This is a genomic window from Acinetobacter sp. XH1741, assembly GCF_041021895.1.
Taxonomy (GTDB): domain Bacteria; phylum Pseudomonadota; class Gammaproteobacteria; order Pseudomonadales; family Moraxellaceae; genus Acinetobacter.
In genome coordinates, this window is record NZ_CP157428.1 from 3,098,335 (window position 1) to 3,125,030 (window position 26,696).

Annotated in this window: 36 protein-coding genes and 1 pseudogene; 2 read left to right on the plus strand and 35 right to left on the minus strand. The window is 40.0% G+C overall.

Translation table 11 applies throughout. The annotated features are described in order from the left end of the window. Positions 1–10: 10 nt before the first annotated feature. From ABLB96_RS14915 to ABLB96_RS14955, 9 genes and pseudogenes are all read right to left on the minus strand, one after another. Positions 11–409: pseudogene (locus tag ABLB96_RS14915) on the minus strand (hypothetical protein); the annotation flags it as partial. A gap of 1,949 nt (positions 410–2,358) precedes the next feature. Further along, entirely contained in the window at positions 2,359–2,991 is a 633-nt protein-coding gene (locus ABLB96_RS14920; protein ID WP_348897981.1) for a phage tail protein, read from the minus strand. After that, positions 2,991–3,575 carry a DUF2612 domain-containing protein gene (locus ABLB96_RS14925; protein ID WP_083008357.1) on the minus strand — a complete coding sequence of 195 codons (585 nt, stop codon included), beginning with the start codon at positions 3,573–3,575 and terminating at the stop codon, positions 2,991–2,993. The genes ABLB96_RS14920 and ABLB96_RS14925 overlap by 1 nt, the downstream gene beginning before the upstream one ends. Beyond that, positions 3,575–4,759: a baseplate J/gp47 family protein gene (locus tag ABLB96_RS14930; protein ID WP_348897982.1), complete on the minus strand. Its 1,185-nt coding sequence runs from the start codon at positions 4,757–4,759 to the stop codon at positions 3,575–3,577. Before ABLB96_RS14930 ends, ABLB96_RS14925 begins: the two co-directional genes overlap by 1 nt. Before the next feature lie 2 nt (positions 4,760–4,761). Continuing rightward, on the minus strand, positions 4,762–5,115 hold the full coding sequence (locus ABLB96_RS14935; RefSeq protein WP_348897983.1) for a hypothetical protein: 354 nt from the start codon (positions 5,113–5,115) through the stop codon (positions 4,762–4,764). A 34-nt stretch (positions 5,116–5,149) separates the two neighbouring features. After that, positions 5,150–5,812 carry a Gp138 family membrane-puncturing spike protein gene (locus ABLB96_RS14940; protein WP_083008354.1) on the minus strand — a complete coding sequence of 221 codons (663 nt, stop codon included), beginning with the start codon at positions 5,810–5,812 and terminating at the stop codon, positions 5,150–5,152. A 1-nt stretch (position 5,813) separates the two neighbouring features. Continuing rightward, positions 5,814–6,773: a hypothetical protein gene (locus ABLB96_RS14945; protein WP_348897984.1), complete on the minus strand. Its 960-nt coding sequence runs from the start codon at positions 6,771–6,773 to the stop codon at positions 5,814–5,816. Next, on the minus strand, positions 6,774–7,067 hold the full coding sequence (locus tag ABLB96_RS14950) for a hypothetical protein (protein WP_348897985.1): 294 nt from the start codon (positions 7,065–7,067) through the stop codon (positions 6,774–6,776). Position 7,068: 1 nt separating this feature from the next. After that, the gene (locus ABLB96_RS14955; RefSeq protein ID WP_348897986.1) at positions 7,069–7,662 is read right to left on the minus strand and encodes a phage baseplate protein; all 594 of its coding nucleotides are present in this window, start codon (positions 7,660–7,662) and stop codon (positions 7,069–7,071) included. 135 nt (positions 7,663–7,797) lie between these two features. Here ABLB96_RS14955 and ABLB96_RS14960 point away from each other — a divergent pair, with 135 nt between their 5' ends. Further along, positions 7,798–8,259, plus strand: a complete 462-nt coding sequence (locus ABLB96_RS14960) for a hypothetical protein (RefSeq protein WP_348897987.1) — start codon at positions 7,798–7,800, stop codon at positions 8,257–8,259. Further along, the gene (locus tag ABLB96_RS14965; RefSeq protein ID WP_348897988.1) at positions 8,259–8,615 is read left to right on the plus strand and encodes a lysozyme inhibitor LprI family protein; all 357 of its coding nucleotides are present in this window, start codon (positions 8,259–8,261) and stop codon (positions 8,613–8,615) included. The genes ABLB96_RS14960 and ABLB96_RS14965 overlap by 1 nt, the downstream gene beginning before the upstream one ends. On the opposite strand, the gene ABLB96_RS14970 is transcribed toward ABLB96_RS14965, so the two are convergent. The 26 genes from ABLB96_RS14970 to ABLB96_RS15095 form a co-directional block, all read right to left on the minus strand. Next, complete coding sequence (locus tag ABLB96_RS14970; RefSeq protein WP_348897989.1) at positions 8,612–10,636, minus strand: hypothetical protein; 2,025 nt, start codon at positions 10,634–10,636, stop codon at positions 8,612–8,614. The two genes, ABLB96_RS14965 and ABLB96_RS14970, sit on opposite strands and share 4 nt — an antisense overlap. A 7-nt stretch (positions 10,637–10,643) precedes the next feature. Further along, positions 10,644–10,787, minus strand: coding sequence for a hypothetical protein (locus ABLB96_RS14975; protein ID WP_348897990.1), 144 nt, complete (start codon positions 10,785–10,787; stop codon positions 10,644–10,646). Positions 10,788–10,831: 44 nt separating this feature from the next. Further along, entirely contained in the window at positions 10,832–11,296 is a 465-nt protein-coding gene (locus ABLB96_RS14980) for a phage tail assembly chaperone (protein WP_348897991.1), read from the minus strand. Beyond that, on the minus strand, positions 11,296–11,739 hold the full coding sequence (locus tag ABLB96_RS14985; protein ID WP_083008344.1) for a phage protein: 444 nt from the start codon (positions 11,737–11,739) through the stop codon (positions 11,296–11,298). Before ABLB96_RS14985 ends, ABLB96_RS14980 begins: the two co-directional genes overlap by 1 nt. A 14-nt stretch (positions 11,740–11,753) precedes the next feature. Continuing rightward, positions 11,754–13,229: a DUF3383 domain-containing protein gene (locus ABLB96_RS14990; protein ID WP_348897992.1), complete on the minus strand. Its 1,476-nt coding sequence runs from the start codon at positions 13,227–13,229 to the stop codon at positions 11,754–11,756. 3 nt (positions 13,230–13,232) lie between these two features. After that, the gene (locus ABLB96_RS14995) at positions 13,233–13,772 is read right to left on the minus strand and encodes a hypothetical protein (RefSeq protein ID WP_348897993.1); all 540 of its coding nucleotides are present in this window, start codon (positions 13,770–13,772) and stop codon (positions 13,233–13,235) included. A 3-nt stretch (positions 13,773–13,775) separates the two neighbouring features. After that, positions 13,776–14,144, minus strand: coding sequence for a hypothetical protein (locus ABLB96_RS15000; protein WP_348897994.1), 369 nt, complete (start codon positions 14,142–14,144; stop codon positions 13,776–13,778). Continuing rightward, entirely contained in the window at positions 14,131–14,691 is a 561-nt protein-coding gene (locus tag ABLB96_RS15005; RefSeq protein ID WP_348897995.1) for a hypothetical protein, read from the minus strand. Before ABLB96_RS15005 ends, ABLB96_RS15000 begins: the two co-directional genes overlap by 14 nt. Further along, the gene (locus ABLB96_RS15010) at positions 14,688–15,074 is read right to left on the minus strand and encodes a DUF4054 domain-containing protein (RefSeq protein WP_253860827.1); all 387 of its coding nucleotides are present in this window, start codon (positions 15,072–15,074) and stop codon (positions 14,688–14,690) included. Before ABLB96_RS15010 ends, ABLB96_RS15005 begins: the two co-directional genes overlap by 4 nt. Positions 15,075–15,077: 3 nt before the next feature. After that, a complete protein-coding gene (locus ABLB96_RS15015; RefSeq protein WP_348897996.1) occupies positions 15,078–15,488 on the minus strand; it encodes a hypothetical protein in 411 nt (136 codons plus the stop codon). A 14-nt stretch (positions 15,489–15,502) separates the two neighbouring features. Next, positions 15,503–16,528 (minus strand): DUF2184 domain-containing protein, encoded by a 1,026-nt coding sequence (locus ABLB96_RS15020; protein ID WP_253860825.1) that lies wholly within the window; start codon positions 16,526–16,528, stop codon positions 15,503–15,505. A 62-nt stretch (positions 16,529–16,590) separates the two neighbouring features. Then, complete coding sequence (locus ABLB96_RS15025; RefSeq protein ID WP_348897997.1) at positions 16,591–17,079, minus strand: hypothetical protein; 489 nt, start codon at positions 17,077–17,079, stop codon at positions 16,591–16,593. Between the two features lie 5 nt (positions 17,080–17,084). Then, positions 17,085–18,416 (minus strand): DUF2213 domain-containing protein, encoded by a 1,332-nt coding sequence (locus tag ABLB96_RS15030; RefSeq protein ID WP_348897998.1) that lies wholly within the window; start codon positions 18,414–18,416, stop codon positions 17,085–17,087. Between the two features lie 20 nt (positions 18,417–18,436). Then, positions 18,437–18,754: a hypothetical protein gene (locus tag ABLB96_RS15035; RefSeq protein ID WP_348897999.1), complete on the minus strand. Its 318-nt coding sequence runs from the start codon at positions 18,752–18,754 to the stop codon at positions 18,437–18,439. Next, on the minus strand, positions 18,755–19,345 hold the full coding sequence (locus ABLB96_RS15040) for a phage minor head protein (RefSeq protein WP_348898011.1): 591 nt from the start codon (positions 19,343–19,345) through the stop codon (positions 18,755–18,757). Positions 19,346–19,415: 70 nt separating this feature from the next. Then, positions 19,416–20,831, minus strand: a complete 1,416-nt coding sequence (locus tag ABLB96_RS15045) for a DUF1073 domain-containing protein (protein ID WP_348898000.1) — start codon at positions 20,829–20,831, stop codon at positions 19,416–19,418. Between the two features lie 11 nt (positions 20,832–20,842). Beyond that, positions 20,843–22,501, minus strand: a complete 1,659-nt coding sequence (locus ABLB96_RS15050) for a terminase (RefSeq protein WP_348898001.1) — start codon at positions 22,499–22,501, stop codon at positions 20,843–20,845. Continuing rightward, complete coding sequence (locus tag ABLB96_RS15055) at positions 22,498–23,007, minus strand: DUF2280 domain-containing protein (protein ID WP_348898002.1); 510 nt, start codon at positions 23,005–23,007, stop codon at positions 22,498–22,500. The genes ABLB96_RS15050 and ABLB96_RS15055 overlap by 4 nt, the downstream gene beginning before the upstream one ends. Before the next feature lie 45 nt (positions 23,008–23,052). Continuing rightward, a complete protein-coding gene (locus tag ABLB96_RS15060; protein ID WP_348898003.1) occupies positions 23,053–23,700 on the minus strand; it encodes a putative metallopeptidase in 648 nt (215 codons plus the stop codon). A 52-nt stretch (positions 23,701–23,752) separates the two neighbouring features. After that, a complete protein-coding gene (locus ABLB96_RS15065; RefSeq protein WP_348898004.1) occupies positions 23,753–24,025 on the minus strand; it encodes a hypothetical protein in 273 nt (90 codons plus the stop codon). A 153-nt stretch (positions 24,026–24,178) separates the two neighbouring features. Continuing rightward, a complete protein-coding gene (locus ABLB96_RS15070) occupies positions 24,179–24,397 on the minus strand; it encodes a hypothetical protein (protein ID WP_348898005.1) in 219 nt (72 codons plus the stop codon). 74 nt (positions 24,398–24,471) lie between these two features. After that, positions 24,472–24,750 (minus strand): hypothetical protein, encoded by a 279-nt coding sequence (locus ABLB96_RS15075; RefSeq protein ID WP_348898006.1) that lies wholly within the window; start codon positions 24,748–24,750, stop codon positions 24,472–24,474. A gap of 215 nt (positions 24,751–24,965) precedes the next feature. Continuing rightward, the gene (locus ABLB96_RS15080) at positions 24,966–25,484 is read right to left on the minus strand and encodes a hypothetical protein (RefSeq protein WP_348898007.1); all 519 of its coding nucleotides are present in this window, start codon (positions 25,482–25,484) and stop codon (positions 24,966–24,968) included. Continuing rightward, on the minus strand, positions 25,481–25,876 hold the full coding sequence (locus tag ABLB96_RS15085; protein ID WP_348898008.1) for a DUF559 domain-containing protein: 396 nt from the start codon (positions 25,874–25,876) through the stop codon (positions 25,481–25,483). Before ABLB96_RS15085 ends, ABLB96_RS15080 begins: the two co-directional genes overlap by 4 nt. Then, positions 25,876–26,331 (minus strand): hypothetical protein, encoded by a 456-nt coding sequence (locus ABLB96_RS15090; RefSeq protein ID WP_348898009.1) that lies wholly within the window; start codon positions 26,329–26,331, stop codon positions 25,876–25,878. The genes ABLB96_RS15085 and ABLB96_RS15090 overlap by 1 nt, the downstream gene beginning before the upstream one ends. A 10-nt stretch (positions 26,332–26,341) precedes the next feature. Further along, positions 26,342–26,626, minus strand: a complete 285-nt coding sequence (locus ABLB96_RS15095) for a hypothetical protein (protein ID WP_348898010.1) — start codon at positions 26,624–26,626, stop codon at positions 26,342–26,344. Between the last annotated feature and the right edge of the window lie 70 nt (positions 26,627–26,696).

Consider the following 26,696-nt stretch of genomic DNA (forward strand, 5'->3'; position numbering starts at 1 on the left):
ATTGTATTGCTCAACTTGTAGTAACAGGCTTTAGAACTACTTGTAATCGCAAATCAATCCAGCGACCACTAGGGATATCAACTGGATTATCCAAATCGGCAACAATAGAAGCACTCTCGAAATCAAACTTTTTCTTAAAAGTTTTAATTTCAATATCATTATTTTCTAATTGCTGATATTGAACAGCAAAAAGAATATTGCCGTTTGCATCTTTAGGAGTTTCGATATACCAACCCTCTTTTGCAAACCCTGAGGATCCTTTCACCAAATAGCTTCCCAAGGAAACTTTCTCAAAAGTAATATTCTGTTCTGCAGCTTCATCATTTAGTGAAACATGATCTGCAAAAAGCTTTACAATCGGAGATGCAGCTTTAATAAAACCGTTGCCGTCAACTGTTGAATTTCCAGAATGCCAAAAAGCAAACCATGGATTAAACCCCTCTCCCCATCCAGCACGTCTCCAATAAATGTCATTACTATTAATCGAAGCGGCAATCTGATTACTATGATTGCTAGATAAATCTGTATTACCGAAGCTCATATTTATAACGTGACCAACAAAGTTTGGTTTTGGTGCATTAGAAAATGAGTCTGAAGCTGCAAAGCAGAATTTAATATCTTTATTGCGTAAGGTATTTAAGTCAGTATTAGCAACATCTGAGTATTTAAAAGCAAACTGTTTATTGGTTTTACTGGCGCTTCTTGAATCTGATTGCGGGAATCTATTATCAAGTACGATTTCTTGGCCTTTAGCCTTGAAACTAGTAACGTGAGCTCCTCTAAGATTAAAGCCCCAGTTAATGTCCTCAATTGATGAAATGTCCTTATAAAAAACCACATTATCAAAATCGGAAATAGAACCATCCGTTGAATACGGCCTAACACCTTTAATAGTGGTTTCATCGTTGTAATTCAGTACAATTTCACCGCCAGATATCTTAAAAACCGTATCTGGATTGGTTGCACATAAAACACCTTGCCGAGCTAGATCCTGATGAAAGTACTTATTATGCACATCAAACATATGGGGATTAATAATTGATAACCAGGAGTAATCAGCATGGATCAAATTATACGCATGGGTCTGTTCACAACCACAACTTACTAAGCTCAAATGAGAGTTCGATATTTTAAAAACCGCATCTGCAGGAGTTCCATCAGCACCAGTATAATCTGCACCGGAATTCAACATTGTGGAATAAGTTAGATTATGAATTTTCCAGGCATATGTTTTACCAATACGTGCCCAGCAATCAACAAAAGTATTGGATGTGCCTGTATCAAAATCGAATGGAATATCAGCCATTGATTCAACGCGAGTCCAATTAACCATCCAACCGTCAACTACTTTTACGCCAGTTTCACCACCGTAAAAATAAATACTACTAAAGCTTGATCTCATTAAAAATTTAAATAAAGCACAAGATCCCGACTCGACACCTAGAACTTTATCTTTCTTAAATGATATTGAATCAATATTTAGATTACCGATATAACCATCTCTATCACCTTCAACTAAAACACAGCAATCATATGTGCCTGTATTGGTTGTAATAGGTGTACCTGTTGTTTTTCTAACAGTGGTTTTATTAACCCCGGCACCGATCAACTTAATATTTGCAGGAATTACTAGAGGTTTACTTGTTAAATATTCCTTAGCAAGCATGCTAACAGGAAGATTACTATTCAACGTTTTCTGTATGCTTATAGCACCATCGGTATTGTCATATCCGAACATTTCTGGAGTAACTCTATCGTAGTTAATACGTACCCAGAAGATGTCCTGAACAGGACTTGCAATAATTGTCCCTCCATCATCAACTAAACCATTCTTTTTAGTAGCTACAAACTCACCTCCACCTTCCTGCTGCCCTTCATTTGCAGAAATCAAAGTAACTTTGTGACCTTTATAAAAAGGGGTGGTTAACCGTAGGGCATCGATTGAAGCAACACCGAGCAAACTAAGATTATTAATTAATTGTTGATTCTGTCCACTAGCATCAGCAACTAGAGTTGCCGTCCAACCATTAGCCCCAGCGCCAGCCGCCGCCGCTGCTTCAATAGCATCATTAAAAGCATTAGTTTTTTCATCAATCTTTTGTTCAAGAAAGTTAATGGTTTCTAATGCTTCATCAATAGTAATTTGGCCATCTTCAGCAATTTTATTCAGTTGAGCAATAACTTCATCAATAGTTGTTGAGTCAACCTTACCATCTAGCAATGGAAGGATTTTTTTCAAGATGGCTAAAATATCATTTGAGTTATTGATATTTGCTAAAACCGCATTCCAGTTTGTTGCCATATCACTTTCTCCACGCAACAAAAAACCGCTTTTAGACGGTTTGAGTTTCAATATCTTTATTTGGCTTTTATTGCAAAAATTACGGATGTATTTTTCATGCGGGTTTCGTCAGAACCAGTACTACCAGTCTTGCTATACTGTGTCATACGTACAGCAGAACCCTGAATATCACCTGCATTCGTTCCGCCATTTGAAAGCACAGCTGACTCACCTTTACCATCAGGATTTCGATCATGATTATGGCTTTTAAGGGTATCTACTTGATAAGACCCTAATGTTCGTCCAACATCTAATCCACGCCCTGAGTCAAGACCACGTAATACAACACCACGATAATCGGGAACTGCGAAAGTGGTAGTGCCATTGCCGCCATAAAAAGATCCAATCTTTGCAAATAGTTTTGGATAGTCGGCAATATTGTAAAGCGTCCCATCACACACAAGCCGATTTGCCGGAATGGCGCTAAAAGGATAAATTGCAACATTTCCGATTTCAGAATCTGACTTATCATTAATTGCATTGACTGCATCGATTAGTTCATTGATCTTTAAAGTGAACCAGTTAAATAACCAGTTCATCCATTGGCGGGCAGGCTTATCCTTTTTTATAAAACCTATAACAATATTTAGCCCTTCAGTATTTTTGACATCTTCATTACCATCTCTACAAAATACTTCTAACTTATCCATTAATTATCATCCGCAAAAATTAGCTCTACACCGCTAGGCAATGGAAATAGCAAGCGAACCAGCTCTTTATCAAAGGTTTGGAAATCTGCTAGAAACTCGAAAGTAACCGTCATATTTCGGTTGTCCTTTAATTTAAAAGGTACATCAGTTAGTAACTTGCAAATTTCAAATGCGTCATCAAGTGTGCAATCACAATTGTTAAGTAGAATTTTGGCTTTAATGACACTGGGTAGTTTTTGAGGTGAAATTGTTTCCCCCCTAAAGCTATTCATACCCGTTTCTCGAAAATAACCACCTACTTCAGGATCGTCAGTTTCACCAAAAGTTAAGGATTCTGGTTGATCTCTAAAGCCAAAAAAAGGAAGAGCAACAGAATCAGGTACCACAGTTGGAGCACCTACCCATTCAGCTATAATTCGAAGCTGGTCACCTGATGCTGTATCTAAATCAAATTTTTCATGAAGGGTCTTAAGTACTTCAATGCAATCAAGAATGGGTTCAATTGAGACTTGCACTGTATTTTTGAATTTTGGCTTAGTTCTATGCTGATTGATGATCAAATTTAGGTAATCTTCAGTCTGCATTAAGTACCTCCAACTACGCTAATATCAATATCATCAGAGTCACAATAGGCCACTTCATTAAAGGCTAATGTGTAATTACCATTTTTGGATGATCCATTAATAATTAATTGGATGCTTTCAATCTCGTAAGTACGCCCCTCTAAAGCACCATAAAGTCCACCTGGTACAAACAATTTATTAATACTAATTCGATCACCGATATCGAGCTGATTAATATAGTCAGCAATTGCACTTTTAACCTGTTCACCAATCTCAACTGTGTAATCTGTGGTTGTCTGTAGTTCAATTTTCAAACCTACCACTACCTGATTTGGACGCCAGTATTGAATCTCTACAGGATCACCATAAACAGTAGGACGGATAATTGTGGTATTTCCATAAAGGTCACAACCAGGGGCTTTTTTTACTCGAATCGTTTCGGCAACTTGTTGATCATCCCCACCTGCAACAACCACAGCTAAAGAATTAGGTGGCAAGCCATTAGTATCCTCGGTTGCTTTTTTATTTTCATAAACTTTACAGCGACTAACTCCATCTAAACTAAACAGAGCTCCTAAAATACCCTCTGTATAAGATCTGGATGGAATAGCAGTAGATAGAGCTTGTCGTTGGCGTAATTTAGTGTCGCTTTCAACTGGTGCCCCCAAGGTAGAGGCTTGAAGATTATTTACAGATTGCCAGCCACGTGTAGGCGTTGAGATAGTGATTACTGAATTTGGCAAAGCTAGAATTGCACCAGCCTTTTCCGCAGTAGCAGTTACAATTATTTCTCCTTCAGGGGGGATAACTATCTGAGCAGGTAAAAGCCAACGATTGCTATTCTTGTCACTGACAATTCCATTATTGATGATGGTTCCAGCAACACCAACTAATACAACCGAGACACTGGACTTGGTAGCAACTGCTCGGCGAATACCGTTTATTTTTACATTTCGTGATAGAGCATCTTTTTCAGAAGTACTTGGCGACATGGAGTTATAAGCATTAATAACTTCAGTATTACAGTCCGCGATTACACGGGCAATAACTCCTATCCACTGACCGTCTTGACTATCATTTTCTAAGTAAACATCTTGCCCATAAATACCTCGATACTTATCCTTGAGATACTCAACCACTTCGCTATAAGTTGCTGCTGTAGCACCATACTGATTAATTACTGGGGCTATGCTTGTTATTGCCATATTTAAATATCCCCTTGTAAATTGGCAGATCCGTAAATGGTGTTAATAGTCGATTGAATAGATAACTTCCGTGTATCTCCATCAAATTGGCTATCAAACGAATCAACACTAAGAACGCCTTGAGTACCAAGAATCCGCCGGCGAATCATGAGCTCAAATAAGTGGTCTGTGTACTTTCCTAATACATCAGTAGTCCACCCCGTACCGTCTGAAGTATCAGCAAACCATTCAGCTACCCAAAACTTAAGACGGGTCATAACTGCTTGCGCTACACCCTCAGGTGTATCTACATGGAAATTGTTTTGACCTTGGCCAAAGCTATAATCTCCATCCTCATCTAGTTTTCTATAGCGCATAAAAAAAGCCGCCTTTCAGCGACCCCTCATATATTTATGGTTTTGGTGGACCAGATTCACCACTACCAGGTTGTACTTTCGTATGTCCATGTCCAGAACCAACATCAACATCGTTATTTTTTAATGATCCCAATACACCTAAACCATCTTTCATTTGTACTGGACAATTAAAAGTTGCCTTGGTACCAAAAAACTCTAACTCACCCGCCGAATTAATTCGAAATTTAGCAGTTCCAGCATCATTTCTAAGCTCTACCGCATCAGTGGCAACATTCTTCAAACGTTTAGGCTGAGATTGAGGGGCAAAGCTTGCAAAGCCATCAGATAAGTCATGCTTTCGATTTTCAAATGGCGGCTGAATTCCACCGTTTTGCCACCATAAATCAATACAGCGTGATGAAAAATGTACTAGGCACTCATCACCCTTATTAATTGGAAAGGTTAAGGCAAATCCCCCAGCTTTGGGCCAACATACTGGCACATCCGGTATTAATGGTAAGTTAACTAAATCAATCGAGCCATCTTCACGCATTACAGGAACTTGAATAGCAGGATTAACTGAAACTGTTTGAGCATCATCATCGTAAGATTCAACGATACAAGGTAGATTGGTCCACAGTACTGCTAGTGCAGATTTAATCGCATCATTCATAGTATTCAATAAATGAGGTGATCTTTCATTGTTAGTTAATGCCATATCAATCTACCGCCATAATTGTGATACCTGATTTAGGTACTACCGCACCTTGACCCACTGAAACAGTACTTGTATACCAATCATCACCTCGTGTATCACCGTAATGCTCGACCGCTTTAATGATGTAAATACCATTAATGCCACCCGCTTTTTTAAGATCTTTCTGCGGCTGGTCAACTCCTTGGCTCTGATAATCAATATCAAAGGCCTGAGTTTGAATGCTTGTAGTATCAACATGGATGCGTCCACCACGGCGTAGTTGAGGATTAAGCAAACAATTAACCATAAGCCCCTCAGTAGTGAGCTGAGGCATTCCAATCATCCCCGAATTAGCATCCATTTCATAAACAGAATCTAATAAGTAGCTACTGATACCAACCATGTATAAATACTCATCGTCAATGAAGTATTCTGTGTTTGTATCTTTGCAAAACTGGCGGATCTGATCGTCTAATGACCCAAACATCACTTTGCCACGAACATATTTTTGGTCGCTAAGTTCAGGCAGTTCGCCAGTTTCCACGCCATTGGCTTGAAACTCTTTTGCAAGTTCATTTTTGACCTGGTCAACTGTAGTGCCAGCTGCAATAGTTTTATTGACCAACGCATAATTTTTAGCTTTATCACCCGACTGAGCCAAAATACATAAAAAAGTATCTGTTGGACTTTCACGGCCACGGCGATATTGAAAAGTTGAACCTTTAAAAATTGTGGCCAACTCTTCACCGTAACCAGCCTCGAAAGTGACTATTGCACCGACGTTGGAATTATCCTCGCCGGCAAGTCGATTCATTGTATCGACTGATAAGTTATAGATATAAAACTCTGCTGCTTTTGGCGTTTCAGCTGTAGGTTGACTGATACGAAATACAATCCGCATTTCTGATAAATCTAATGCCTCGGGCTCACCATATTTAAGCTGAACGGTTAGCCGGCAATTACGCTTCCATTGCTCACTCATTTAAGGATCCTGCCAATAAAGTTTTATGTTGGTACCTAAGTCATTAAATGATTGGCTCTCATCTTCATTAAGATTTTGAACATACATAGAACCGTTAATCACATGATTAAATGGGCTTAAAATATCGATTCCAGATACGAGAGGAATACCAAGTGCTATTGGCTCAGAATTTGTCTGATATATATCTAAGAACCATCGTTTGCGAAAAACCAATTTGAGCTGATAGTTCACTTTATTTAATTTGATAAAAAACTTTTGGTTCCGATTTAAAACAGGGATTTCAAATAAAGCCATTTTAGAGACCTACTGTATAAGCGCCACCAACCTGCCCCAAACCAGTAATTTGCGACAACATGGACTGTTCAACTTGTTTGGGTTGTTTGGTCCCTGAATCAATTACATCAGAAGTAATTTCAGGATTATTTTGATCGGCTATTGAAACAAGTGTTTCCTTTGTAGAGGTAATAACAACCTTCTTAAAGACAACATCGACCATTAAAGAGTTCTCAGAAGTTAAATCCGTCACCACTTTAAGGGACTTTATTAACATATCTGTATACAGCCGCTTGCCAGTTGAGATGATCAGTCTTTGTCCCTGCATTGCCTGTAAACCTTGATAAATCCCTAATAAGGATAAATCCGCGCCAATGAAGGAATTACCTATCAAGCTATTTAATTTTCCAGCACTTTCAGACCATCCTATTTTCATAGTGACTTCGGGAGGTACTTTGTAATAGTGATCTGAGATTGGAGAGCCCTTTTCTACTGGATGCTCAGTAATGACAAGCTCATCTGTATGGTTTTCTTCAATTACTACATCTGCAAATAAACCCATAATTGAACGATGGCCACCAAACAATAGTGAACCAACAGTTTCGGTGATAGCCATGCTTTTCTCCGGGAATTAAAAAACCCACTAAAAAGTGAGTTTGCACTATTGAAGGTAAGCTACTTCGCAAAACTTTAATTAAACCTATATAATTTTGATTAAACATAAATCACTTTAAAATAAAGGCTTAAAATTGTGAGTCAAACAACACGACCTAATTGCCCATACTGCAATAGTAAACAGACTCGATACAAATCAACTGAATCCGGTTTACTGACATCTACTTACACGTGTAAAAATTGCGGACAGAGTTTTTCAGTAAATAATCCTGTCTTTGAACAATCATCTAATAAGCCTAAAGGCGGTTGTCTCAAATGGATGTTTAAATTTATTCTATATTTAATCATTGGATTAATCATTTTTGCAGCTTACGTAGCTATAACTGATGACCATCCGAAAAAAGATAAAGCGAAAACCACTTTACAAGAAAATTCAAAGCCAAACTCACCTAAAGAGGAATTTAGTGAAGAAGCAGAAAAAGCTGCTCATGAATATATTCCTACTGAAGAAGACTATAAAAAACATGAAAGTATTGCTGATAGCAAAAATCAAAGCGATACTTTACATATCTCGACTACTATTCGGAATAAAGATTAATGAAGAAAATCATATTGTTTATTACTACATCTTTATTAAGTTTGGGCGCATTAGCAAACTGTGAAGTTTACTTTAATGATCCGGCAGATATTGCCAAATGTTATGAAGATGAATCATTTGCTAAAGTAACTGCCAATTTTAAAAAGTTAACCGAGCTTTCAAAAGGACAAATAAGTTACAACCCTAATGTTATAAAAGAACTTAGCAAGTCTCAAAAAGATTGGTTAACTTACCGAAATAGTTACTGTGATACATACAGTAACTATCATGGGGAAAAGAACAACCATTCAAATTGCATAGTTAAGTTAAACCAAGACCGAGCTCAACAATTGCAGACTGATATAAACGCTAATTAACCAATTAAACTTTTAGTGTTGTGGGCCATAAGAATCATTGTATTTTCATGTTGTTTTTTTACAGCATTAGCAGATTCAATTGGCTCTCTAACACCATTAAGAACCATATCGGTTTTATATGATTGATGTATAACTACTGATCTAGCAGACATATTGGATGAGTTGTTGATTTGTGCTTTATCTGGATTTCCACTTGGTGGGCCATAATTATTAATCTTTGTATTACCACTATTAATAATATTTTCACCAGCATTGGCTACATTATATTGTTTGCTAAACCTTCCCTTTTGAAACTTCACAAACTGACTTGGGGACATACCTTTTTTCATACCATTTTGACGCATAGCTTCAAGTGTCTTTGCTGATACTTTATTAGAACCTTTTAGAGCTGGTATAACACCAGGCCCTATATTATGGAGCATGTAAAGATTCTCCCCAGTTATAGGCAACCCATTTTTAGTGAGAATATCTGCATTTTGTTTAGCAAGAAGACCAGTGGCTAAAGTATTGATGTACTTATCAAATCTTGGATCATTTTTTGTACGAAACCTTTTACCAATTTTTGTCATTCCAATTTCCTTGCCTTCGGCGGTTTTTGCTAAACCATCCCAAGTAGATTGAATAAACTGACCTGTACCAATTGCACCAGTAGGTGACATTTTTCCAGTCCAACCATCCTCCATTTTGACGAATCCACGTAATACCTTCTCATCAAGACCATACTTTGTAGCAGCCTCATGGATATAGCGATCAACATCTTTACCAAAGCTAAAACCATAACTCTGGGTAACAGTTTTTTTAATGGTACTTACGGTTGATTTAGCCACACTCGCTACAACTGCTGCACCAGTTTTAGCAGCTTGTGTAGCTGCCTCTGCTGTTTGTTTTGCGGTGCCTGCTGGATCATCGATTGCCTTAGTCACAAACTCTACAGTTTTATCTTTTAGACTTTTGATTAAATCAGCTAATTGCTTGATACGTTTAATTGCCGTCTCTATTCCACTTTCCCACTTGGACCAATCAATAAGGCTCTCGCCACCATTTTTCCAAGTTTGGTAGTCACCCCACAAGGCAGCGATTGCAGCAGCCAACGCCAAAACAATACCAATTGGTGAAGCCAAGAATGCTAATCGCAAGGACTTAATTAAAAATAGTAGACCTTTGAGCATTGGCAGTACTGAGGCCAATTTAGCAATTGAACCTATAAAACCGCCGAAAATAACTGTGAGTAAAGCAAACTTTAGACCTGTGGCAAGAAGTGTTTTAAATCTTGGATCTAATTCAGAGAACCAAGCTATAGCACTTTGCAAAGTCTTATTGATCAACTTAAGCACTGGAATAAGAGCTTGACCTGCTGTCATTACTACTACTTCCGTAAAAGCTTTGGTCGTCATGGTGATGTCACGGAACTGGACCATGAATTCGGTACCAGATTTAGTGAGATCATCTGTTAAGCCAACATTCTTGCGTAGCTTCTGATACTTCTCCATGTTGCCAATGAACTTATCATCACGCATGGCCATAAGAGTATTTTCATCAATACCCAATGAGCTGGCATAAGCATTTGCTTGGTAGTAATCCATTCCTTTCATTGTTTTAGAAAGGTCTTTCATCACTTCCACACGGTCACGCAATTGGCCGTTTCCATCACGGGTAGCAACTCCCATGCCAGTAAGCATGCCTTCATAACCTGGTGAGTTACGCATCTTTTGCGCTACATTTTCAAGCGATTGTAATGCGTTTTGAGCATTACCCCCCATCTGTGAGATTGCATCACCATACGCACGAATATTTGAAGCTGATGCGCCAATACGTTGAGAAGAGTAATACAACTTATCTAATTCACTAGCTGTCTTAGCCACAGCAACAACGGCGCCAGTTGCAAGAAGCAATAATGTTTTATGCAATAGTGCTGCTTTTAGTTCGACCCCTTTAAGGGCATCGCCCATTTTTCTAGCGCCTTCGTTATCTGTAGAAAAACCAAGGGACACTAAGAAATCACGAATAACTGTATCACTCATGTTTATCTCAACTTTTTTTCTGTTCGCTATATTGTTCGAGTAAAAGCTGGTTATCTGCCTGCACATCCAATGCATCATTCATTAATGCAATATCTGCTAGATCTACTGTTCCATCTTTTAATGACTCATAACGACAAAGACCACGAATCACCGGCCGTAACAGCCAATCCTCGTGGTCTGGTAAATGCTTGAATTTTAAATGGGCTGTTTCTTGCTCAATGCCTTCGTAAGCAGCCCTTGAATAAAATTTCCCAAGTTAATGCGAATCACTGCAATTGTTAAAGGAAGAATATGTTCAACACCCAAGTTATCGAACATTAAAGTATCTTTAACTACTAATTTGGCACCATCACGAGTAACGACTGAAAGGCATTTTTTCATGATGTAGTTAGCATCTTCCTCCGACATCTCTGCAAATGCATCGATAAAAGGCTGAATCGCTTCACCAAAACTATTTAAGTCAAAATCTTCTAAAGCACTTAAATCTGGGTTATCTGGATCATCCCCAAACTTATCTAAGAGATCCATTACATTGCTTTTTAGAATCTCGGTCATGAAGGGAACAATTGTAGGAACAATAGGTGCAATTTTTCGTGATACGTGAAATTGATCAAAAGCATCTAAGCGACCAATTTCGTAATTATGATTACCAATTTGCATTAGTCATAAGCTCCTAACTTCTGGTCGATCTTGATTGCATCAAATGTCCAATCATTAAAGTTACCGACTTTTGCATAAACCATATCAGGATGCTTTTTGAATGCACACTTAGTTGCTGAGACGTTATCACCAGAACCTGTATGATTTAGGGTAATAGTATTTTTACCCCATTTTTTCGAACTTTTGGCCTGAAGTTGATACAAGTTAGAAAGCTTGGCATTTACTGGTGAAGTTTTTAAAACGCGGATTGTCACTGTACCCGACTTGTCTGCATGCAATGAATGCATCCCCTCACCATCTGCACCAATGGTCATGGTGTTCTTATCACCTCCCATTGAGAAGGTAATTCCTTCTTCTGCAATAGCAGCCCCATAACCAAGATCAAATACACCATCATCACTGGCAAGGGAGCACTGAGTATCCATAAAAGAATATGTAGACATATTTCTTATCCTTATTAACGGTTAACAGAAACAAGCACGTCAGAGAAATGAGTTGCACCTGTTAATTTGATGGCGATCTGGAAGACAGGAGATTTACGGTTTTCACGTTCAGATTGAGATTGATCATCCAAACTATTTGCATAAACGTAATAACCTTTTGAAAGGTAATCACCTGTATTTAATGCGCCGAAAGAATCACCATTCCATTGTCCAGGACCAATAAGACCATTTGAAACAGCTTGCTCTAATGCGCGCTCTAATACTGTAGATTGGCGATTTACACCGCCTTCAGTTTGCGGGACTTTAGTCGTTGTAGTGTAAAAAAGATTCCACAAAGCAGTTTCTAAATGGTTTTGTAACCAATCTAAACCATGGCACTCATCAATAAATGAGCCATCACACATAACACCTTCTTGCAGAATTGCGGTGTCATTGTTGTAACCTGCATATACATTACAGTTTTTACTCTTGAGTGCTTTAGCTTGAGAAACTTGTAAGTCTTCAGCTTGAATACCCGGAAGCTGCTTAAACTTCAAAGTAATGGTTGTATTGGTACCATTAAAATTGACACTAAAAGCACGACCAAATACAGAAGCAGCCGCATGTGGTGTATCACCTGAAAAGATAGCAAATACACGACCATTATTCATTTTACTTAGCTTATAAGCTAAATCAGTTGTACTGGTGCCATCTAAAGCAAGCGCATTAGTAATAGTTTGTCCATAAATACGAGATGGCGATGTGGCATTAATAAATGCAGCAACATCGAGTACTTCTTTATCAGAAATTGGCTCAGCAATATCTAATCCATACCATTTGAGAGACTTATCTGCTAAATGAGTAATCGCATCCATTAAAGTTTCTGCTGCATAACCATTGACTGGTACCGAAGCATGACCAACTGTTAAACCCATTAAAGAAGAAACATCTGTGCCGGTTGCATTAGCTATTGCGTATGAAATGGTTGAAGAGATACCAGTTGTTAATGATGTGATTTCAAAGCGGTTATATACATCATTCCACGTTACTGAGGCGGTACCAAGCTTGGTAGTCAATGCAGATGCAACGCCATTTAAGTTAGTTGCAGCTGATAAATCCAAAGCGGTAACAACCTTTTCAACATCATCAATCATAATCTTCATTGAGCCATCTGAAATAGATGTGAAGTTCGTAATATCCCGCTGAACCGAAGATAGAACCGCACCCTTTAAAACGGCTGAACTTGCAGATTTTACCCAACGTCCAATAAAACCGGTACGGGGCTTTGGTTTTTGACCAAAGTACTTCTCAGCAGCTTTGTATTCTGGAGAATCAAAACCAAAATCTAATGCTACTGCTGTTGGTTCTGAATATTCACGCAATCGTTCTTGAGGGTCAATTACTCCATCAGTAGCGCCGACAATCAGTAAATTGCCAAAACTACGAGGCCCTGCGGCTAATGCCGCCAAACTAATGGAGACATTAACAACATCTGAAGCAGGCAATGTCATGGATTACTCCTGATTAAATTTTATTGTTCCAGCATCTACAAACGACTTAACAGCAAACGTGCGTGATGTTTTACGCTTAAATACAGCGGTTAAGTCATATCGATGTACATACTGATTATTGAGAAAATCAGGCGCAGTGATGATCTCACCGGTACTGATAAATTTGATTTTCTGCGCGTTGAGTTGCGCGATATTTTGCGGAATGCCTAGACCATCTTTTAGGACGTTTGCGAGCGATTGGCCGTGGTCGCCATAAAACGATAAGAATAGCGTCAATTCTTCATGTCGAATTGAATCCATTGTTTCGTCTTTCTGGTCGAAGTAAGGCCCATCATCTGGCTTTATATTCTTTATAGCGAAGGCGCACCAATCCTCACCAATGGCGGGGAATGGCGGTGGATCTCGTTGAAAACGAGGCCGAACCATATCACCGGGTAAAGAAGTAATCCCGACAATGAAAGCTTGGAAAATGTCTTCAAGATCTTGGTCATAAGCAGATCCGCTGCTAGGGGTGATATATCCCCCTGAAGCAGAATCACCCATGATTTACCCCAGTGGCTTGAGCTCGCAAATTGCTTTTATGAAACCTTGGCCATAATGCAAGTTGTCCAAAACCTGAGAAACGATGTAGGTTTTACCTTTCCATGTAATCTCATCGGCTTTGTTTTTTGCATCGCCTGAAGTTAAAGCAAACTGTGTATGAATATTGATAGCACCTTTGATTAAGGTGCCATCTGGTCGGCGGTCCATGTTGAGGCCGTTATTTGTAGTAACGACACCATTAAAAGGTGTTGAAGTGGTCGTCTCTTGCGATCGGCCATTATTCCCCACGATGATTACTGTACGCTTGCAAATAATGCCGATCGACATAAAGTCGGGGTCTAAAAGAACGTCTGAGACATCAAGTTGAGGCACGTTTAACCTCCTGATCCTTTTTCATGATGATGTAAGTAACCGACTTTCTAAGCTCACCTGTATCAATCAACGGTCTAACTAGTCCAGACTCAGCGGGACCAGTTTCAAGCTGTTTAAGATACTTTTTAGCACCCTTACGTCCACGCCGTGCTCGAGCACGGATAGTGTCCAAAGATAAGGGAGCAAACTCACCATTTACGAAATAAGCACGAACCGAGTTCATAGCAATCATTCCAGCAGATTCCAGTAACTTCATCATTTTTTGACGGTTACCATCCATTGCGGCATCGACCGCTTGAATAAGTTTATCGCCGACCGGTTCTTGAACTTCTTCAACACCCGGTACAAGAAAAGGTCGCTCAGGAATGTTTTGAGAAGGTGAACCAGTTTCCTGAAGGTAACCAATTTGCGCATTAGTGAGACCATCACCATCGGTTCGAGCCTCACCATGAGGAATGCCAACCAACACATTCATTTGCGACAATTCAGTGAAAGCTTGAAAGATATCGGCTAGACCATTGCCACTCGCCTTAACACCGCTGCTCATAGCTGGATGCCTCCTGCGCCTGCCATCATCATTAACTGATAAAACTGAACGCCGAAGGTAGTTTGATTCCAGTGCCCAGCCTCAGCAATAAGGACACCTGAAACATCCATGGATTTAGAAACGCTATCCACTGCTTTAGAAGTCTCATTACCTACGATCTTCCCAGCATCGCCACCAATGCTTGCGGCATTCATGGTGCGTCTGTAAAGCGTAAGATAATGAGCAATGAATAAGGTCAATCCATAATCCAGCATATCCCCCCAACGTTCCTCACGAAGCAACTTCTTCCCAAGGTTTAAATAGAAATTAAACTGAAATGTCGGATATTGCGTTGTATCAGCAAAAGCCGGCATTTCTTCACGAAAAGAGGATTCGCTAATCATGTGTTAGGTTTCCTTTGGTGCGTCTTTAGCCTTAGCTGGTTCTTTTGCCTTTACTTCAGCAGCTTGCGTTTGAAGGGCCTTATCCAACTGGATTTTTAAGTTTGCGATTTCTGTGTCTCGCTCTTTTAAATCACCTTCAAGTTGCCCGATTTTCTTAGTAGCTTCATCTGATTGCGTTTGAAGGGCCTTTAAAGCTTCATTAGCTTCATCTAGTTGCTTCTGAAGCTCACCTGTCTGGATGTCATTAGATGAAATCTCTTGACAGTGAGCCTTTACGAACCAGTTATCTGCAATTTCAGGCTCAACATACTGCAAACCAGGTGATAACTTTACCGATATAGGTTGTCCATGTTCATCGGTACCAAGGTTCACTGTTAATGGCCGAGAGAGAAGAATTTGTACTTGTTTACTCATGTTTTAATTCCCCCTTATAGACCATCGGCATAAAACGCAGTTTCTGGGTAAACCCATTCAACCGCACCCAAGCGACCGTAATAGGTAGTCAATTGACGTAAATCACGGTATTCAACTGGTGTGCGTTGTAACGGCACCATTGGGAAGCGAACACGGTTTTCACTTTGTGTGTAGCACATCATGCGGTCAGTACCAGCGGTACCACGGCCAACGCACCACTTAGAAGGTTGAATATCTAAAGGCTTGCCGTTTTTAGCATAGGAAATACAGTTGATCTTGACGTATTCAAGAATAGAGATATTCCCTGCATCAGATACTTTACGGGTAACCATAGAGCCAAATTGCTCAGGAGGTAGTAGAAGCTTTGTTGGGCATACAGCGAAACCTGAAGCCACCCATGCGTTGTACAAGATCATGTTTACATCTGCCAAAATTTCATCAGCAGTTGCAAGCTTCCAGCTCTTATTAACGTTGGTAGCACCGACTTTGTCAGAGTTCAAAAGACCTTGAACCCCAATTACATCATCGCCGATATAGACTTGCTCATCGGTATCCATGTTGTGCTTAAGGATTAAGCCACTGTGTTTAAGAGCATCTACAGGACGACCTGCTTGACGTGCCGATTCTAGCTCAGGAATGGTCCAGCCAATCTGGTTAGCCCATAGTGTTAATGGCTGTGCTGTTTTACCAATATCTAACGCGATACCTTGGATTGCATCAGCGTTTTTACCTACCCAAGATTTACCTTGAGGGGATGCACCACCAGCCGCAGCAAATGAAGCGTTAGAAAAACTCGAAACTTCATCAGCAATAGATACGTCTGACCGTAGATCGATATCACGAGACCAAGTTACATCGACCAATGGCTCATGCATTGTTTGATCTAAACGTTCCAATTCACCAACTAGGAAAATACCTGTGCTATCTACAGTCTGGGCGTCAAACGTCATCATGTGGTCACGTGTACGCGCTCGTACAGGCGTTGCTGTCCCCATGGCCACAGCTTGTGCAATAGTGTTTGCAACTAATAGCTTGCTCATAATGTCTTTTCTCCAAGCACAAAAAAACCACCTAATCGGTGGCTGTGCTATTCAATAATTATTTAAATGTTGAAAGAAATTTCTACGTTGCCCTGAGCATCAGCATCATGCATAAAAAATGCATTTGGTAAGATAATGCTATTAGCTCCATCTGCTGCGGCTTCAATTCCACCCACAGGTTTTGCTTCAGTAGGAGCAGCAATACGCACATAAACGGCACCCGTTTTTTTAGCTGTACCCGCATTACATTTAACTGTCATATAGCCACGGCGTAAAACATCTTGTATGCCAGTTGATTGCGGTGTGGCTTTGCCAAGCTCGTTTTGAGCTGTTTGTGTTGGATAGGCACGAACAAATAAGCCGTAAATATCGGCTACAGTGTCAGCGGCTTCTAAAGGAACAAACTTTCCATTTACTTTGCTGATCTTGCCAAAAAGACCAAAAGTAGAGAATTGGCCACCGATTGGATGCGATTCAATAGTAGATTGACTTTTACGAGAGACATCACCAGGGATACCACTCGGCATGCGATATAAAAATGCATTAGACATAATTCTTATCCTTGCTTGTTCCAAAATTCACGGTTGCGTTGGTTGATTTCAGCAGGGGTTGGAGCAGCTCGACCGAAATCACGTGTAGTAATGCCAGAACGAACACCTTTAGCATTGTTCTGTTGTTTGATTAGCTCAGATGCTCCAGCGAATGCAGCATCGATCGTGTACGTTGGCAACTTGTCAAAATCAGGATTTGGACCAACGAAAGGAGCAATAGCCTTTTGACCGTCTTGTGTAGAGTATGCAGTTTTAAGAACAGCACGCTTTGTGTTTAAAACTGCTTTGCCGTTATTCGCACTATCAAATGTCGGCATGCGATAACCTGGTGAAAGAATTTCAGCACGTGAAAGGACTTCTTTTAAAGAGTCGCCTGTATATGTCTGAACACCAGCATCAGAAAGTTTTTCAGCACCGTCAGGCTCTGTCAGATCGCCATCATCCTTTGTTTTATCTTTCGGATCTTCTTCACCGTCATCATCTTCAGTTTTCTTTTCAGGCTCGTCTGAATCTTTGGTTTTTTTCTTTTCCAAACGAGACAATCGCGAATCCATGGTTTTGAGCATTTTAAGAATTTGACGATTTACAACGGCATCTTTAGTTTTGCTGTCGTCATCTTCATCATTATCTTGTGTTTTTTCACCGTCATCATCCGAATCCGCAGTTTTGTCTGCTTCTTCGAGAGCTTGGTCGACTGTGCGTTTTAATCCAAGTAAATTTTGATACCAAGGTTCTTTCTTTTGTGTCTTTTTGGCAGACATAAAACTATCTCCTATTGAGCAGCGGGAACCGCAACGCCCTTTTTCAACCAATGCAATATGGTTTACCCGAATATTGCTCTGTAACCCTTTGCCCTTGCTGGTCTCTGTATAGTCAGCATCGTAACCAAGAGAAATTTCTACTTTTCCATCCAAAACAGCTTGAATGGTTTTTTTATCCATAATTAATAAGTCAGCAATTAAATAATCTGACTCACTACCCACACCACGGCGAATATCCTTTGCTATACCCTTCGCTAAGATCGACCAGTTATCAGGTGTCACCCAATCTTCAGGATGATTATCTGTAATTGGCTTTCCTTCTGTACTAGCAATAGTTATAGGATCAAATAAAACATCCTCTCCACGATAAATAAGGATTAAACCTGTGTTATCTGGAGTAACTGGAATTCCTTCACCATCCGCATACATCAATGTCCCAATACGTGCGATTGGGACGTCTCGACAAAGTAAGTAACCTTCAGGAGTTGTTTCGCGCGTACGACCTAGCTGACCAGTGGTGTAGATCTCCGATCGATCAACTGTTTTATGATCTTTGGTCTTTTTGCTTTTAAACATGGTTCACCTTTTTTCAGGCATTAAAAAACCACCCGAAGGTGGTCTTGTTTTTTATAAACTGGATTGAAGTATTGCCGGAAAGCTCTTAGTGCTTCTTTGAAATCATACTCATCAAAAGCATACACATCTTTAAAAAAGACTCTTCCATATTTTTGAACAAACATTCTTCGTTTTTCATACTGAACGGTTTTTATCCGCTCTGGATAAAGTGGCTTTTCTGGGCGCCATTTAGCAGCTATTGGTGAATCTTCAATTAAATGAATGCAATCCATTGGTATACCAAGTGAAAACTTATACCCATCATGTGGACCACCAAAAATGGTAAAGAAAATTTGCATTTAAATATCCTCTGGAATTACTGGTTCGGCATAACAGCGACAGTTAGGCAAACACCCAGCATGACCTTTTAAATTATCCAAAGTTGGTGGATTATCCCAAGCAACGAATTTGCCATTCATAGCCTTATGGCTAGGCCGTACGTCACCATCTTCACTAGTGCGCCAGATATAACCCTCTGAACCAAGATTTTCGGCTCTTGCTTGAGTAAATACACATGAAGCACGGCTTACTTCCGTACGTGCAATTGTGTTTGCTCTTGACCTAGTCACATGGCCAGTAGCCATGATTAAGCCAGCAATTTCGCTAGACCGGTTTCCTTCAATTAGCGATCGTGTAGAAAGATCATGAATCCGCTGGGCGGCATCTAGCGGTAATGACTTAATTAGCCTTACTTGATTATTTAAAAGTTGCTGGTATACAGCACCTGTATCAGTATTACGGATTTGTTCACGTACACCGCGCGAAAGGTCCTTAGCGTAAATAAGCCAAGTTTTCTCATCACGCAATGCCACATCTGTAATGATTCGACCTGCTGCATTTTGTGCCCAATGCTGAAGTGTATTTGCATACTCATTGAGTGATGCCACCATGAGTGGGTAGGTCGCTGGATCGTTTACATCAAAGCCCTTAACGATAGTATCGACATAACCAGCAATCTTTCTAAGCTGCTGGCTGTAACGTATCTCGGTCTTTCTCGCTAGGTTCGGAGTTATCCGACTTATTTGGCTCTTCATCGTCTACCTTCTCACCTGGTGGTGGCGGATCTTCATCATCAGCTTCATTAATTTCTTCATCAGTGATGTGAGAGAAAACTCCCGTAACTTCGCTTGATTGACGCAATTCTTTTAACGCCGTTGAGCGCTTAATAAGTCCACCCTCTTCGGCAGAGATAACAGCTTCTGTTACGCCTTTGGCTACGTTAGCTTTCTTCTCATCATCTAATTGCCACAATGATGCGAATTTAAAGCTAAAAGAATCAGGTAAAGGTTTACCAAGTACTGACATGTGCAATACAGCATAGAGAATCTGCAAAGGAGTTCTTAGTCGACCTTCTTGCTGTTGGTTGATATTGTCGTAATAGTTAGATAGATCGGAATCACCCGTCGAATTTAAACCCGCAGGAGACTGACCAAATAAACGTACCAGTGGGATACCTGTTGCACCTGAAATCTGTTGCCCAAATTGCAGTAGGATATTATCTAAACCAGAAAAGTTATATTGATGAGCTTCATAAGTATCATCGGCATCCATCAAGGTTAAACCTTCGTTAGACTGCCACTGACGGATCATATTGATCTGCTTAACTAGTGCCTCATATATCTGACCACCAGCCGCAATAAGACTTCGCAACCCCTTGACCTTGTAGGTCCGTAGATGTGCCTTATAGACCAATTGACCAGCGCCTAGTGTTGCACTATCAAAAATAGTTAATCGGTCCTCCAAGCGCTCTATAACTGATTGCCCCCATAGGTTTTCAGCTATTGATTGGTTGTATGGAAGCTCTACACCATCCATACGGATGACGCGCGAATAGTGGACTTTTTGGTTACACAAGCCAACTGAATCGGTAATCACGTCGTAATAGCGTGGAGTACCATAATCTGGCCCTAACTCTGTGACCAGATCTTGCAAAGTGGGTTGAATCATCCATCGATCAAGAACAAGTAATCCCTTAAATTGATCTTTGGCGATAGTATTTGGATTTAACGGCGTGGATACGTTTTGACCATCGATCATCATGACCGCAATAGCGCCACCATATAGACGTGACCATTTGATTGTTTTATTAAGCCGCCCCCATACCTGAAGGCGATCCATCTCCTGATCTATTTTTTCCGATTCTTTTGGATCTGCAAGGCCACTTAATTTGACACCTTTACGTGTCATATCATCAGCCACAACATCAATCACTTGACCGACGACCCAAGAGGATCGATACATGGCTTCAAGTTTTAAGCGATTACGGCTTAAAAAGTTAAAACCATATTCAGATTGATCATGCTGATTTCCAGTACCTAAGCCAACACGAGCCGCAAAGTTCTGGAATGAATCTTTCGTAAATTTAATTAAGCCCATAACCTTCTCTTTTACAGCTTGCCCCAGACATTGAGTTCAGCAATTTGCGGGTTAAAACAGATCATGACGCTGTCCGCGCGGTTAGGCGAAGCAGTACCATCAGGCTGTTTATTGACTAGGATTTTCCCAACACCATTTTTTGTATATGTTGGTTGTGATAGTTCAGTAGTGAGCAATGCCAATTCTTTGGCATCGATGTCTTCAGTAGAGAGTGAAATGATCATGTCTGGATCATAATCACGCCCCTCAATGGCTCTAAAAGTTTCCTGAAAGCGCAAACGTAATGACCACCAAGACTGAGCTTTAAGATTTGCGAAAAAGTCTTTATTAAGACGCTTTTCAACCATTTCACCCTCAGGATCATGAACTGAACCAGAACCGCGGAATGATTCGACATTAACCTCAGACAAGCCCAACTCACGGCGCTTTTCATTAATCACTCTAGCATCACCACGACACCCAGCCCCAAGGCCATCGGCATCGTAGAACAAGGTGCCGATGTTCTTCTCTATGCAAATATCCATAGCTTTTTGAGTGGTTCCGAAAATGTCATCACCTTTACCAGACCACGTGGACAAGTAATTCATGACAACGCCGTGGCGTCCCGTAAATGAGTTTTTATCCTTACCTTCATCAGCAACGTCTAGGCCACCGATACGATCACCTGTTGGCTGGATGTTTAGCTTGATGTGAGCATCTAACGAAGCTTGAACCCAAGCTGAAGGAATCAAGACACCCTCAACTGAAGCGGCGTAGTTAATATCGACCTCTTGGGCTAAAACGACATCGTCCAATGTTGCAAGCTGCTTTTCATACCAAGGATGAATAACTTTGCCGTTATAAGTAACGGTCCAGTTCTTATCTGGATTAGCTCGCCAAGGCATAGTAAAGACAGAGTAACGTCCGCTAAATCGATCTTGGTGGAATCTGTCACCGATACCGTTCGGTGTGGATCCTTTAATATGAACGTTAGTGTTTTGCGAGATAGCAGCATCTACAGCTTCTTGCCGTTCTACGAATGCCCATTCATCAAGAAAGTACATTGTCGTACGTCCACCACGGCCAATATTGTCACCGGCTTCACCGGTAATAGTTGCGCCGTTATCCGGGTTAATGATGCGCATGTAGTTATCGTGGACTTTCTCAACAAAGCCTTTAGGTTTTAACCAGTCAGGCATTTTGCTGAACATGTCGCGGAATTTGTGAAATAGGGTTTTAGGATCGCCTTTCTTATCTACAAGTTCCTCTTTACGACTTCCGACACCACCCGCAAAACCTTCAACAAATAACCACCGATGCAAGAAAAATCCCAGCACAACGTAGCTCATACCCTCATCACGGGACTTTTCAATTAGCCCGTGTGTTTGAGTGTTTTCACGTTCCTCTAGCCACTCCACAAGCTCAACCTGCTTCGGGCGCAACACAAAAGGAATGTTTGCAGGCAATCCAAATGCCATACCACGTGGATCATATGTCCAGATCCAATTGTTAAACCAATGGACTGGATCTTTACGGCATTTGTATAACTCTGCCTGAATACTAAGTTCATTTTGCTCTATGGCTGCCTTGTAGTAATAACGCCGTGTCATCACAGCCATTATTTCAGGCAAACGTATCTTAATAGTCCACTCTTTAATTAAAGGGGCTATTTCTTCTAATGCGTAAGTCATAGCTTTCCATTAATCACTAAACGGGATAGCTCTTGAGGTGTGAGTTTTGAAAGTTCTTCAGGTGTTAATGGCGGTGGAGGTGGGGTGTGAGTATTTTCTGTTTTAACTGGTCCACCGCCTGCCCCTGTAATTTCCTTACGATTGGTATATAAGCCACCAACCTCTTTTGCTGCCTGCTCTAATAAGCTTGGCACAATGACAGGGTTTTCTTTGAATTGTTCGTGATCGATGAAACGTTGTAGACGCTTAAGGCGGTAAGCAATGTTTGCAATTGGAATTGAACTAAGGTTGTCGTTCATTTCCTTACGCACTCTATAGAACTCAGTTTTAAATTCTTCGCTTAAGTCCTGCCCTGTTTTTTTTGTTGGGTCGTATGCTTCACACTGCTGTTTAGTAACGTCAATTCCAAATACTTCTTGGACGCCCCTCATTGTTTCTGTGGGTGTCTCATACATGGCAAGCGACCGTACAATATAGAGTTTTACCCGTTTATTAAGCCTTGCCATTTTTCTCTATCGTCCAAGTACGTCCAAGTAGAGTGGCAAAAAAATTTAAACCACCTTTAAGTTACAAGTGCCACATGCGTAATGAACATCTGCACGTGTGAGCTGAGGTCTCTTATTAGCTGCTTCAACCATTCGTTTAACATCCTCAGTTGCTCCATATCGGCGAACTACACCCACAAACTCTTCAACATCGTGCCCTTGTATAGCTAACTTAGGCGCGCCAGTTTCTCTGTTAAATGCAGGAGTACCGTATTTATCTTTCTGCTGAGCGATGTGATAAAGCTCATGTTCTACCAATGCGCAAAAGTCCACGTCATTTGCTATCCGTGAATATGAAGCGTCAAAAGTTATGAGATATTCAGGAAGATATTCAAACCATTGAATGTACTGTTCTTCTTGTCGTTCCTTCTTCCAGCCACCAGCATTGATCATGACTTTTTCGGTCGTACCAATAACCTGACGACCTTGCTTTTTAAAGCCAGATCTAGCCCACATCACTGCAATGTCTGGATAACGAAAAGAGCGCAAATGAATATGATCAGGGTTATAAAGTTTTGATTTTGGATTTAGAAAAACTTCTTTTATCCAGTCCCACATTTCTGGTGCCGGCACAAAGTTAGGTGTACCCATTTCAAAAATATATTCGGGTGGAATTGGACGAACAGGAATGTGAAAGCCGATTTCATTTTTCATAAATTCAATCCAATAAAAAACCACCCGCAGGTGGCTTAATTTAAATTCTTACTTAGAAGAAGTACTTTTCAATCTTGATGATTACTTTATCTCTTGGCAATTCAGGATCGACTAAGAACAATCTTTTAGTTCCTGCAGATTGATGGACTTCTGCTTTGTAGTTAATAAACTCTTCTTTAACTGTATCTAATAGGCTGAAATTATTAATTGTCCAATCATCAATTGGTCGCCACTTAATTCGAGGCACTATTTCACCCACATGGACAGGGTGATCCCATGATTTGCCATCATATTCTCCACCAATGAAATAGACTTTGCCTTTCATAACTTCACCATTCATATAATGATTAAATTGTATCAAAAATATTCTGCTCTTAAAGGAACGTAATCTATCCATCCTTTAGAAATATAAAGCCCCGCTAAATATCGATTATTGGCGGGGCTCTTTTCGCCGTAATACGTCCGGCAAACGATAAAACTAGTTTTTAGGTGCTCTTAAGATATCTAATACTAATTTAGACATTTCATGTAGATCAGATCCTACGGGCAACCAGAATTGGTAAACGATATTGTCGCGGTTATAGATCTGTTTGTAGTACTCAGTCTCAAATGATGAGTCGAAGTCAGAAGCTTTTAACAACTTCCCTTCTTTTTCTATCACTTGCCCATCCAGCTCACCACCGACACAGATATTCATTTTACTAACCAGATTTTAATTAGACTGGACTATAGCACAAAAGAAAACCGCCATAAGAAAGGACCAAATCATTATTAATCAAAATGCTGATAAGTTTTAACCTCATGCTTTGATTGTCGATCAAACCAATCATTTAAATATGTTGTTAAATCTACTTTATTAGTTGATAAGCCAGTAATTTTATCTAAGAATTTTTCATGTACTACATCTTGCAAGGCGATGTTTTGCACAAAATCTTTTTGCTCAAGATCTCTCTTTAAAAATTTAGTATCGTTGCAGTCTAAACAGAAGATTTCGAATTGATCGTCATTAATAAAATGCATCTGGTAACCTGATTCGAGTTTGAACACCATGTTTCTACCATTTGTTTAATTTATCAATTATTGACTTTACCAATTGCAGGAAATTTTTTCAATATTTAAATAAATTTCAATAACTTATGTTTGCTATAGCGAATTTCAACTATCAGAAAAAACAAGAAAGCCCATCGTTAGATGAGCTTTAATACTAGTGAAATACTTACACTTCGAACACTATAACACGAATATGCCATACCCTGTATTTACAGTCAAGAAGATTGATTTTCCATTACTACTGTTTTAATAAACTTATCAAATTGAAAATGAGGATAACGAGATTTGATAAAAGCTAAACCGCATTTAATGTCCTGTTGGATTTGCGATCCATAAGTATCATTACTCTTTGCAATATCACGAATAGACTCACCCATTACATAGTGCCACCAGATTGCCCCAATCCATTCATGAACAATCTCATCCTCGATAGCTTTAAGATCAAGTAAAATTTTATGTATTGCTCGTGCTTCATTATCATTCAACTGACAGCATGTACCCTTACGGCGAGTGCATAAGCGATCTTTTAAATTTTCATCGCTCATATACATAGCTATTAATTTTTCACGTTGTTTTTGCGTGATGCGTTTTGTTGGCATCGTCTTAACAATTTTGACCATTGTTTCAGTATCGCCGTTAAGCCAAGCACCTAGCTGGCGGCACCATTCTTCAAAACTATATTTAGACCAATCGACTGCTTGTAAAATGTGTTGTACTGGCATATTCATATTCATCCCACCAATTGCTCAATTTGTTTAATCGCCACGCCTGACTTAACTTGTTCTGTGCTGAACCGTAAAACTGTAAAACCCATCATTGCTGCGGAGTTGTATTTCTCCATATCTCCTAAGTAACCTTTGCCTCTTGTGTGACGACCTCCACTCCAGATCCCGCCTTCTACCTCAATCAAAATCTTTGTACCCGTTATTAAAAAATCTGCTCTCCATTTACGTTCAGGATGGAACTTGTATTCCTGCTCAAAACTGATTTTGCATGCTCTTAAATGTGTTGCCAGTACCATTTCTCCCACACTTGGTTGTCTGGCAACATGCTTTGCTGAACGCCGCTTTTTATTTTTCTTCATAGGAAATAACTTACGGTATTCAGCAATGCTGACTGATGACATCAAGCACCGCCCTTTAGTAAATGATCCAATTGATTAGCAATGCCGTTATAAACACGTGATTTATCCATATCACCTAATCGTGATAATGCATGGGCATCGTTTTTGAATTTATCTCTTAACTTGGTTATGCCTTCTTTTAATTGGATAAGGGGGTCTCTTTCATCACCATAAATTGCTTCGTAATCCGCTATAGCTTCTTCAACTCTTTTCACATAAATTTCAAAAGGTTTATTTTCTATTTGAAATGAAATCATTAAGAACCCATTAAAATCAGCCATAAATACTTTACTTTTAGCTATCTCAATACCGCCTATTTGATCTATCAACTCCAAAGAAATAACTAATTTTTTAAGGTCTAAGATGTTTGGAGTCACAACACCACCAACTTCAGCAGATCCAATAACGAATCTAGCTTTTTCGATTCCATGTTCCTTCATAAACTCAACTGCATTCATTCCGTCACCCCTAAACCTTACTAATTACTTCTAATGCTTGATCTGTGCTCTCAATAACATAGATCTTGCCGCGCCATGATTCATGCCATTCGATTTGATCAGGAGTTAGCTTTCTTGCTGACTTAACTTTCTGACCATCTTTGATTTCCATTAAGTAATTTGTACCTCTGAACCCTACAAGCAGATCTGGGCAACCCTTACCTGTTGAAGCAAGCGACTGAACACTTGCCCCAACTTGACGTAGAGCCTTAACGATCTCTGTTTGATTCGCATCGACCTTTGCTGCTCTACGCATAATTGATTTGAGCCTCTTTGAATGTGGTCATTGGTCACCCCCAGACAAACCAACCAACAAGCAGACCTAG

Coding starts and splice junctions, on each gene's coding strand:
- ABLB96_RS14920 (WP_348897981.1), bottom strand. CDS start 2,991: ATGGATAAGTTAGAAGTATTTTGTAGAGATGGTAATGAAGATGTCAAA.
- ABLB96_RS14925 (WP_083008357.1), bottom strand. CDS start 3,575: ATGCAGACTGAAGATTACCTAAATTTGATCATCAATCAGCATAGAACT.
- ABLB96_RS14930 (WP_348897982.1), bottom strand. CDS start 4,759: ATGGCAATAACAAGCATAGCCCCAGTAATTAATCAGTATGGTGCTACA.
- ABLB96_RS14935 (WP_348897983.1), bottom strand. CDS start 5,115: ATGCGCTATAGAAAACTAGATGAGGATGGAGATTATAGCTTTGGCCAA.
- ABLB96_RS14940 (WP_083008354.1), bottom strand. CDS start 5,812: ATGGCATTAACTAACAATGAAAGATCACCTCATTTATTGAATACTATG.
- ABLB96_RS14945 (WP_348897984.1), bottom strand. CDS start 6,773: ATGAGTGAGCAATGGAAGCGTAATTGCCGGCTAACCGTTCAGCTTAAA.
- ABLB96_RS14950 (WP_348897985.1), bottom strand. CDS start 7,067: ATGGCTTTATTTGAAATCCCTGTTTTAAATCGGAACCAAAAGTTTTTT.
- ABLB96_RS14955 (WP_348897986.1), bottom strand. CDS start 7,662: ATGGCTATCACCGAAACTGTTGGTTCACTATTGTTTGGTGGCCATCGT.
- ABLB96_RS14965 (WP_348897988.1), top strand. CDS start 8,259: ATGAAGAAAATCATATTGTTTATTACTACATCTTTATTAAGTTTGGGC.
- ABLB96_RS14970 (WP_348897989.1), bottom strand. CDS start 10,636: ATGAGTGATACAGTTATTCGTGATTTCTTAGTGTCCCTTGGTTTTTCT.
- ABLB96_RS14980 (WP_348897991.1), bottom strand. CDS start 11,296: ATGCAAATTGGTAATCATAATTACGAAATTGGTCGCTTAGATGCTTTT.
- ABLB96_RS14985 (WP_083008344.1), bottom strand. CDS start 11,739: ATGTCTACATATTCTTTTATGGATACTCAGTGCTCCCTTGCCAGTGAT.
- ABLB96_RS14990 (WP_348897992.1), bottom strand. CDS start 13,229: ATGACATTGCCTGCTTCAGATGTTGTTAATGTCTCCATTAGTTTGGCG.
- ABLB96_RS14995 (WP_348897993.1), bottom strand. CDS start 13,772: ATGGGTGATTCTGCTTCAGGGGGATATATCACCCCTAGCAGCGGATCT.
- ABLB96_RS15005 (WP_348897995.1), bottom strand. CDS start 14,691: ATGAGCAGCGGTGTTAAGGCGAGTGGCAATGGTCTAGCCGATATCTTT.
- ABLB96_RS15010 (WP_253860827.1), bottom strand. CDS start 15,074: ATGATTAGCGAATCCTCTTTTCGTGAAGAAATGCCGGCTTTTGCTGAT.
- ABLB96_RS15015 (WP_348897996.1), bottom strand. CDS start 15,488: ATGAGTAAACAAGTACAAATTCTTCTCTCTCGGCCATTAACAGTGAAC.
- ABLB96_RS15020 (WP_253860825.1), bottom strand. CDS start 16,528: ATGAGCAAGCTATTAGTTGCAAACACTATTGCACAAGCTGTGGCCATG.
- ABLB96_RS15025 (WP_348897997.1), bottom strand. CDS start 17,079: ATGTCTAATGCATTTTTATATCGCATGCCGAGTGGTATCCCTGGTGAT.
- ABLB96_RS15030 (WP_348897998.1), bottom strand. CDS start 18,416: ATGTTTAAAAGCAAAAAGACCAAAGATCATAAAACAGTTGATCGATCG.
- ABLB96_RS15035 (WP_348897999.1), bottom strand. CDS start 18,754: ATGCAAATTTTCTTTACCATTTTTGGTGGTCCACATGATGGGTATAAG.
- ABLB96_RS15040 (WP_348898011.1), bottom strand. CDS start 19,345: ATGGTGGCATCACTCAATGAGTATGCAAATACACTTCAGCATTGGGCA.
- ABLB96_RS15045 (WP_348898000.1), bottom strand. CDS start 20,831: ATGGGCTTAATTAAATTTACGAAAGATTCATTCCAGAACTTTGCGGCT.
- ABLB96_RS15050 (WP_348898001.1), bottom strand. CDS start 22,501: ATGACTTACGCATTAGAAGAAATAGCCCCTTTAATTAAAGAGTGGACT.
- ABLB96_RS15055 (WP_348898002.1), bottom strand. CDS start 23,007: ATGGCAAGGCTTAATAAACGGGTAAAACTCTATATTGTACGGTCGCTT.
- ABLB96_RS15060 (WP_348898003.1), bottom strand. CDS start 23,700: ATGAAAAATGAAATCGGCTTTCACATTCCTGTTCGTCCAATTCCACCC.
- ABLB96_RS15065 (WP_348898004.1), bottom strand. CDS start 24,025: ATGAAAGGCAAAGTCTATTTCATTGGTGGAGAATATGATGGCAAATCA.
- ABLB96_RS15070 (WP_348898005.1), bottom strand. CDS start 24,397: ATGAATATCTGTGTCGGTGGTGAGCTGGATGGGCAAGTGATAGAAAAA.
- ABLB96_RS15075 (WP_348898006.1), bottom strand. CDS start 24,750: ATGGTGTTCAAACTCGAATCAGGTTACCAGATGCATTTTATTAATGAC.
- ABLB96_RS15080 (WP_348898007.1), bottom strand. CDS start 25,484: ATGAATATGAATATGCCAGTACAACACATTTTACAAGCAGTCGATTGG.
- ABLB96_RS15085 (WP_348898008.1), bottom strand. CDS start 25,876: ATGTCATCAGTCAGCATTGCTGAATACCGTAAGTTATTTCCTATGAAG.
- ABLB96_RS15090 (WP_348898009.1), bottom strand. CDS start 26,331: ATGAATGCAGTTGAGTTTATGAAGGAACATGGAATCGAAAAAGCTAGA.
- ABLB96_RS15095 (WP_348898010.1), bottom strand. CDS start 26,626: ATGCGTAGAGCAGCAAAGGTCGATGCGAATCAAACAGAGATCGTTAAG.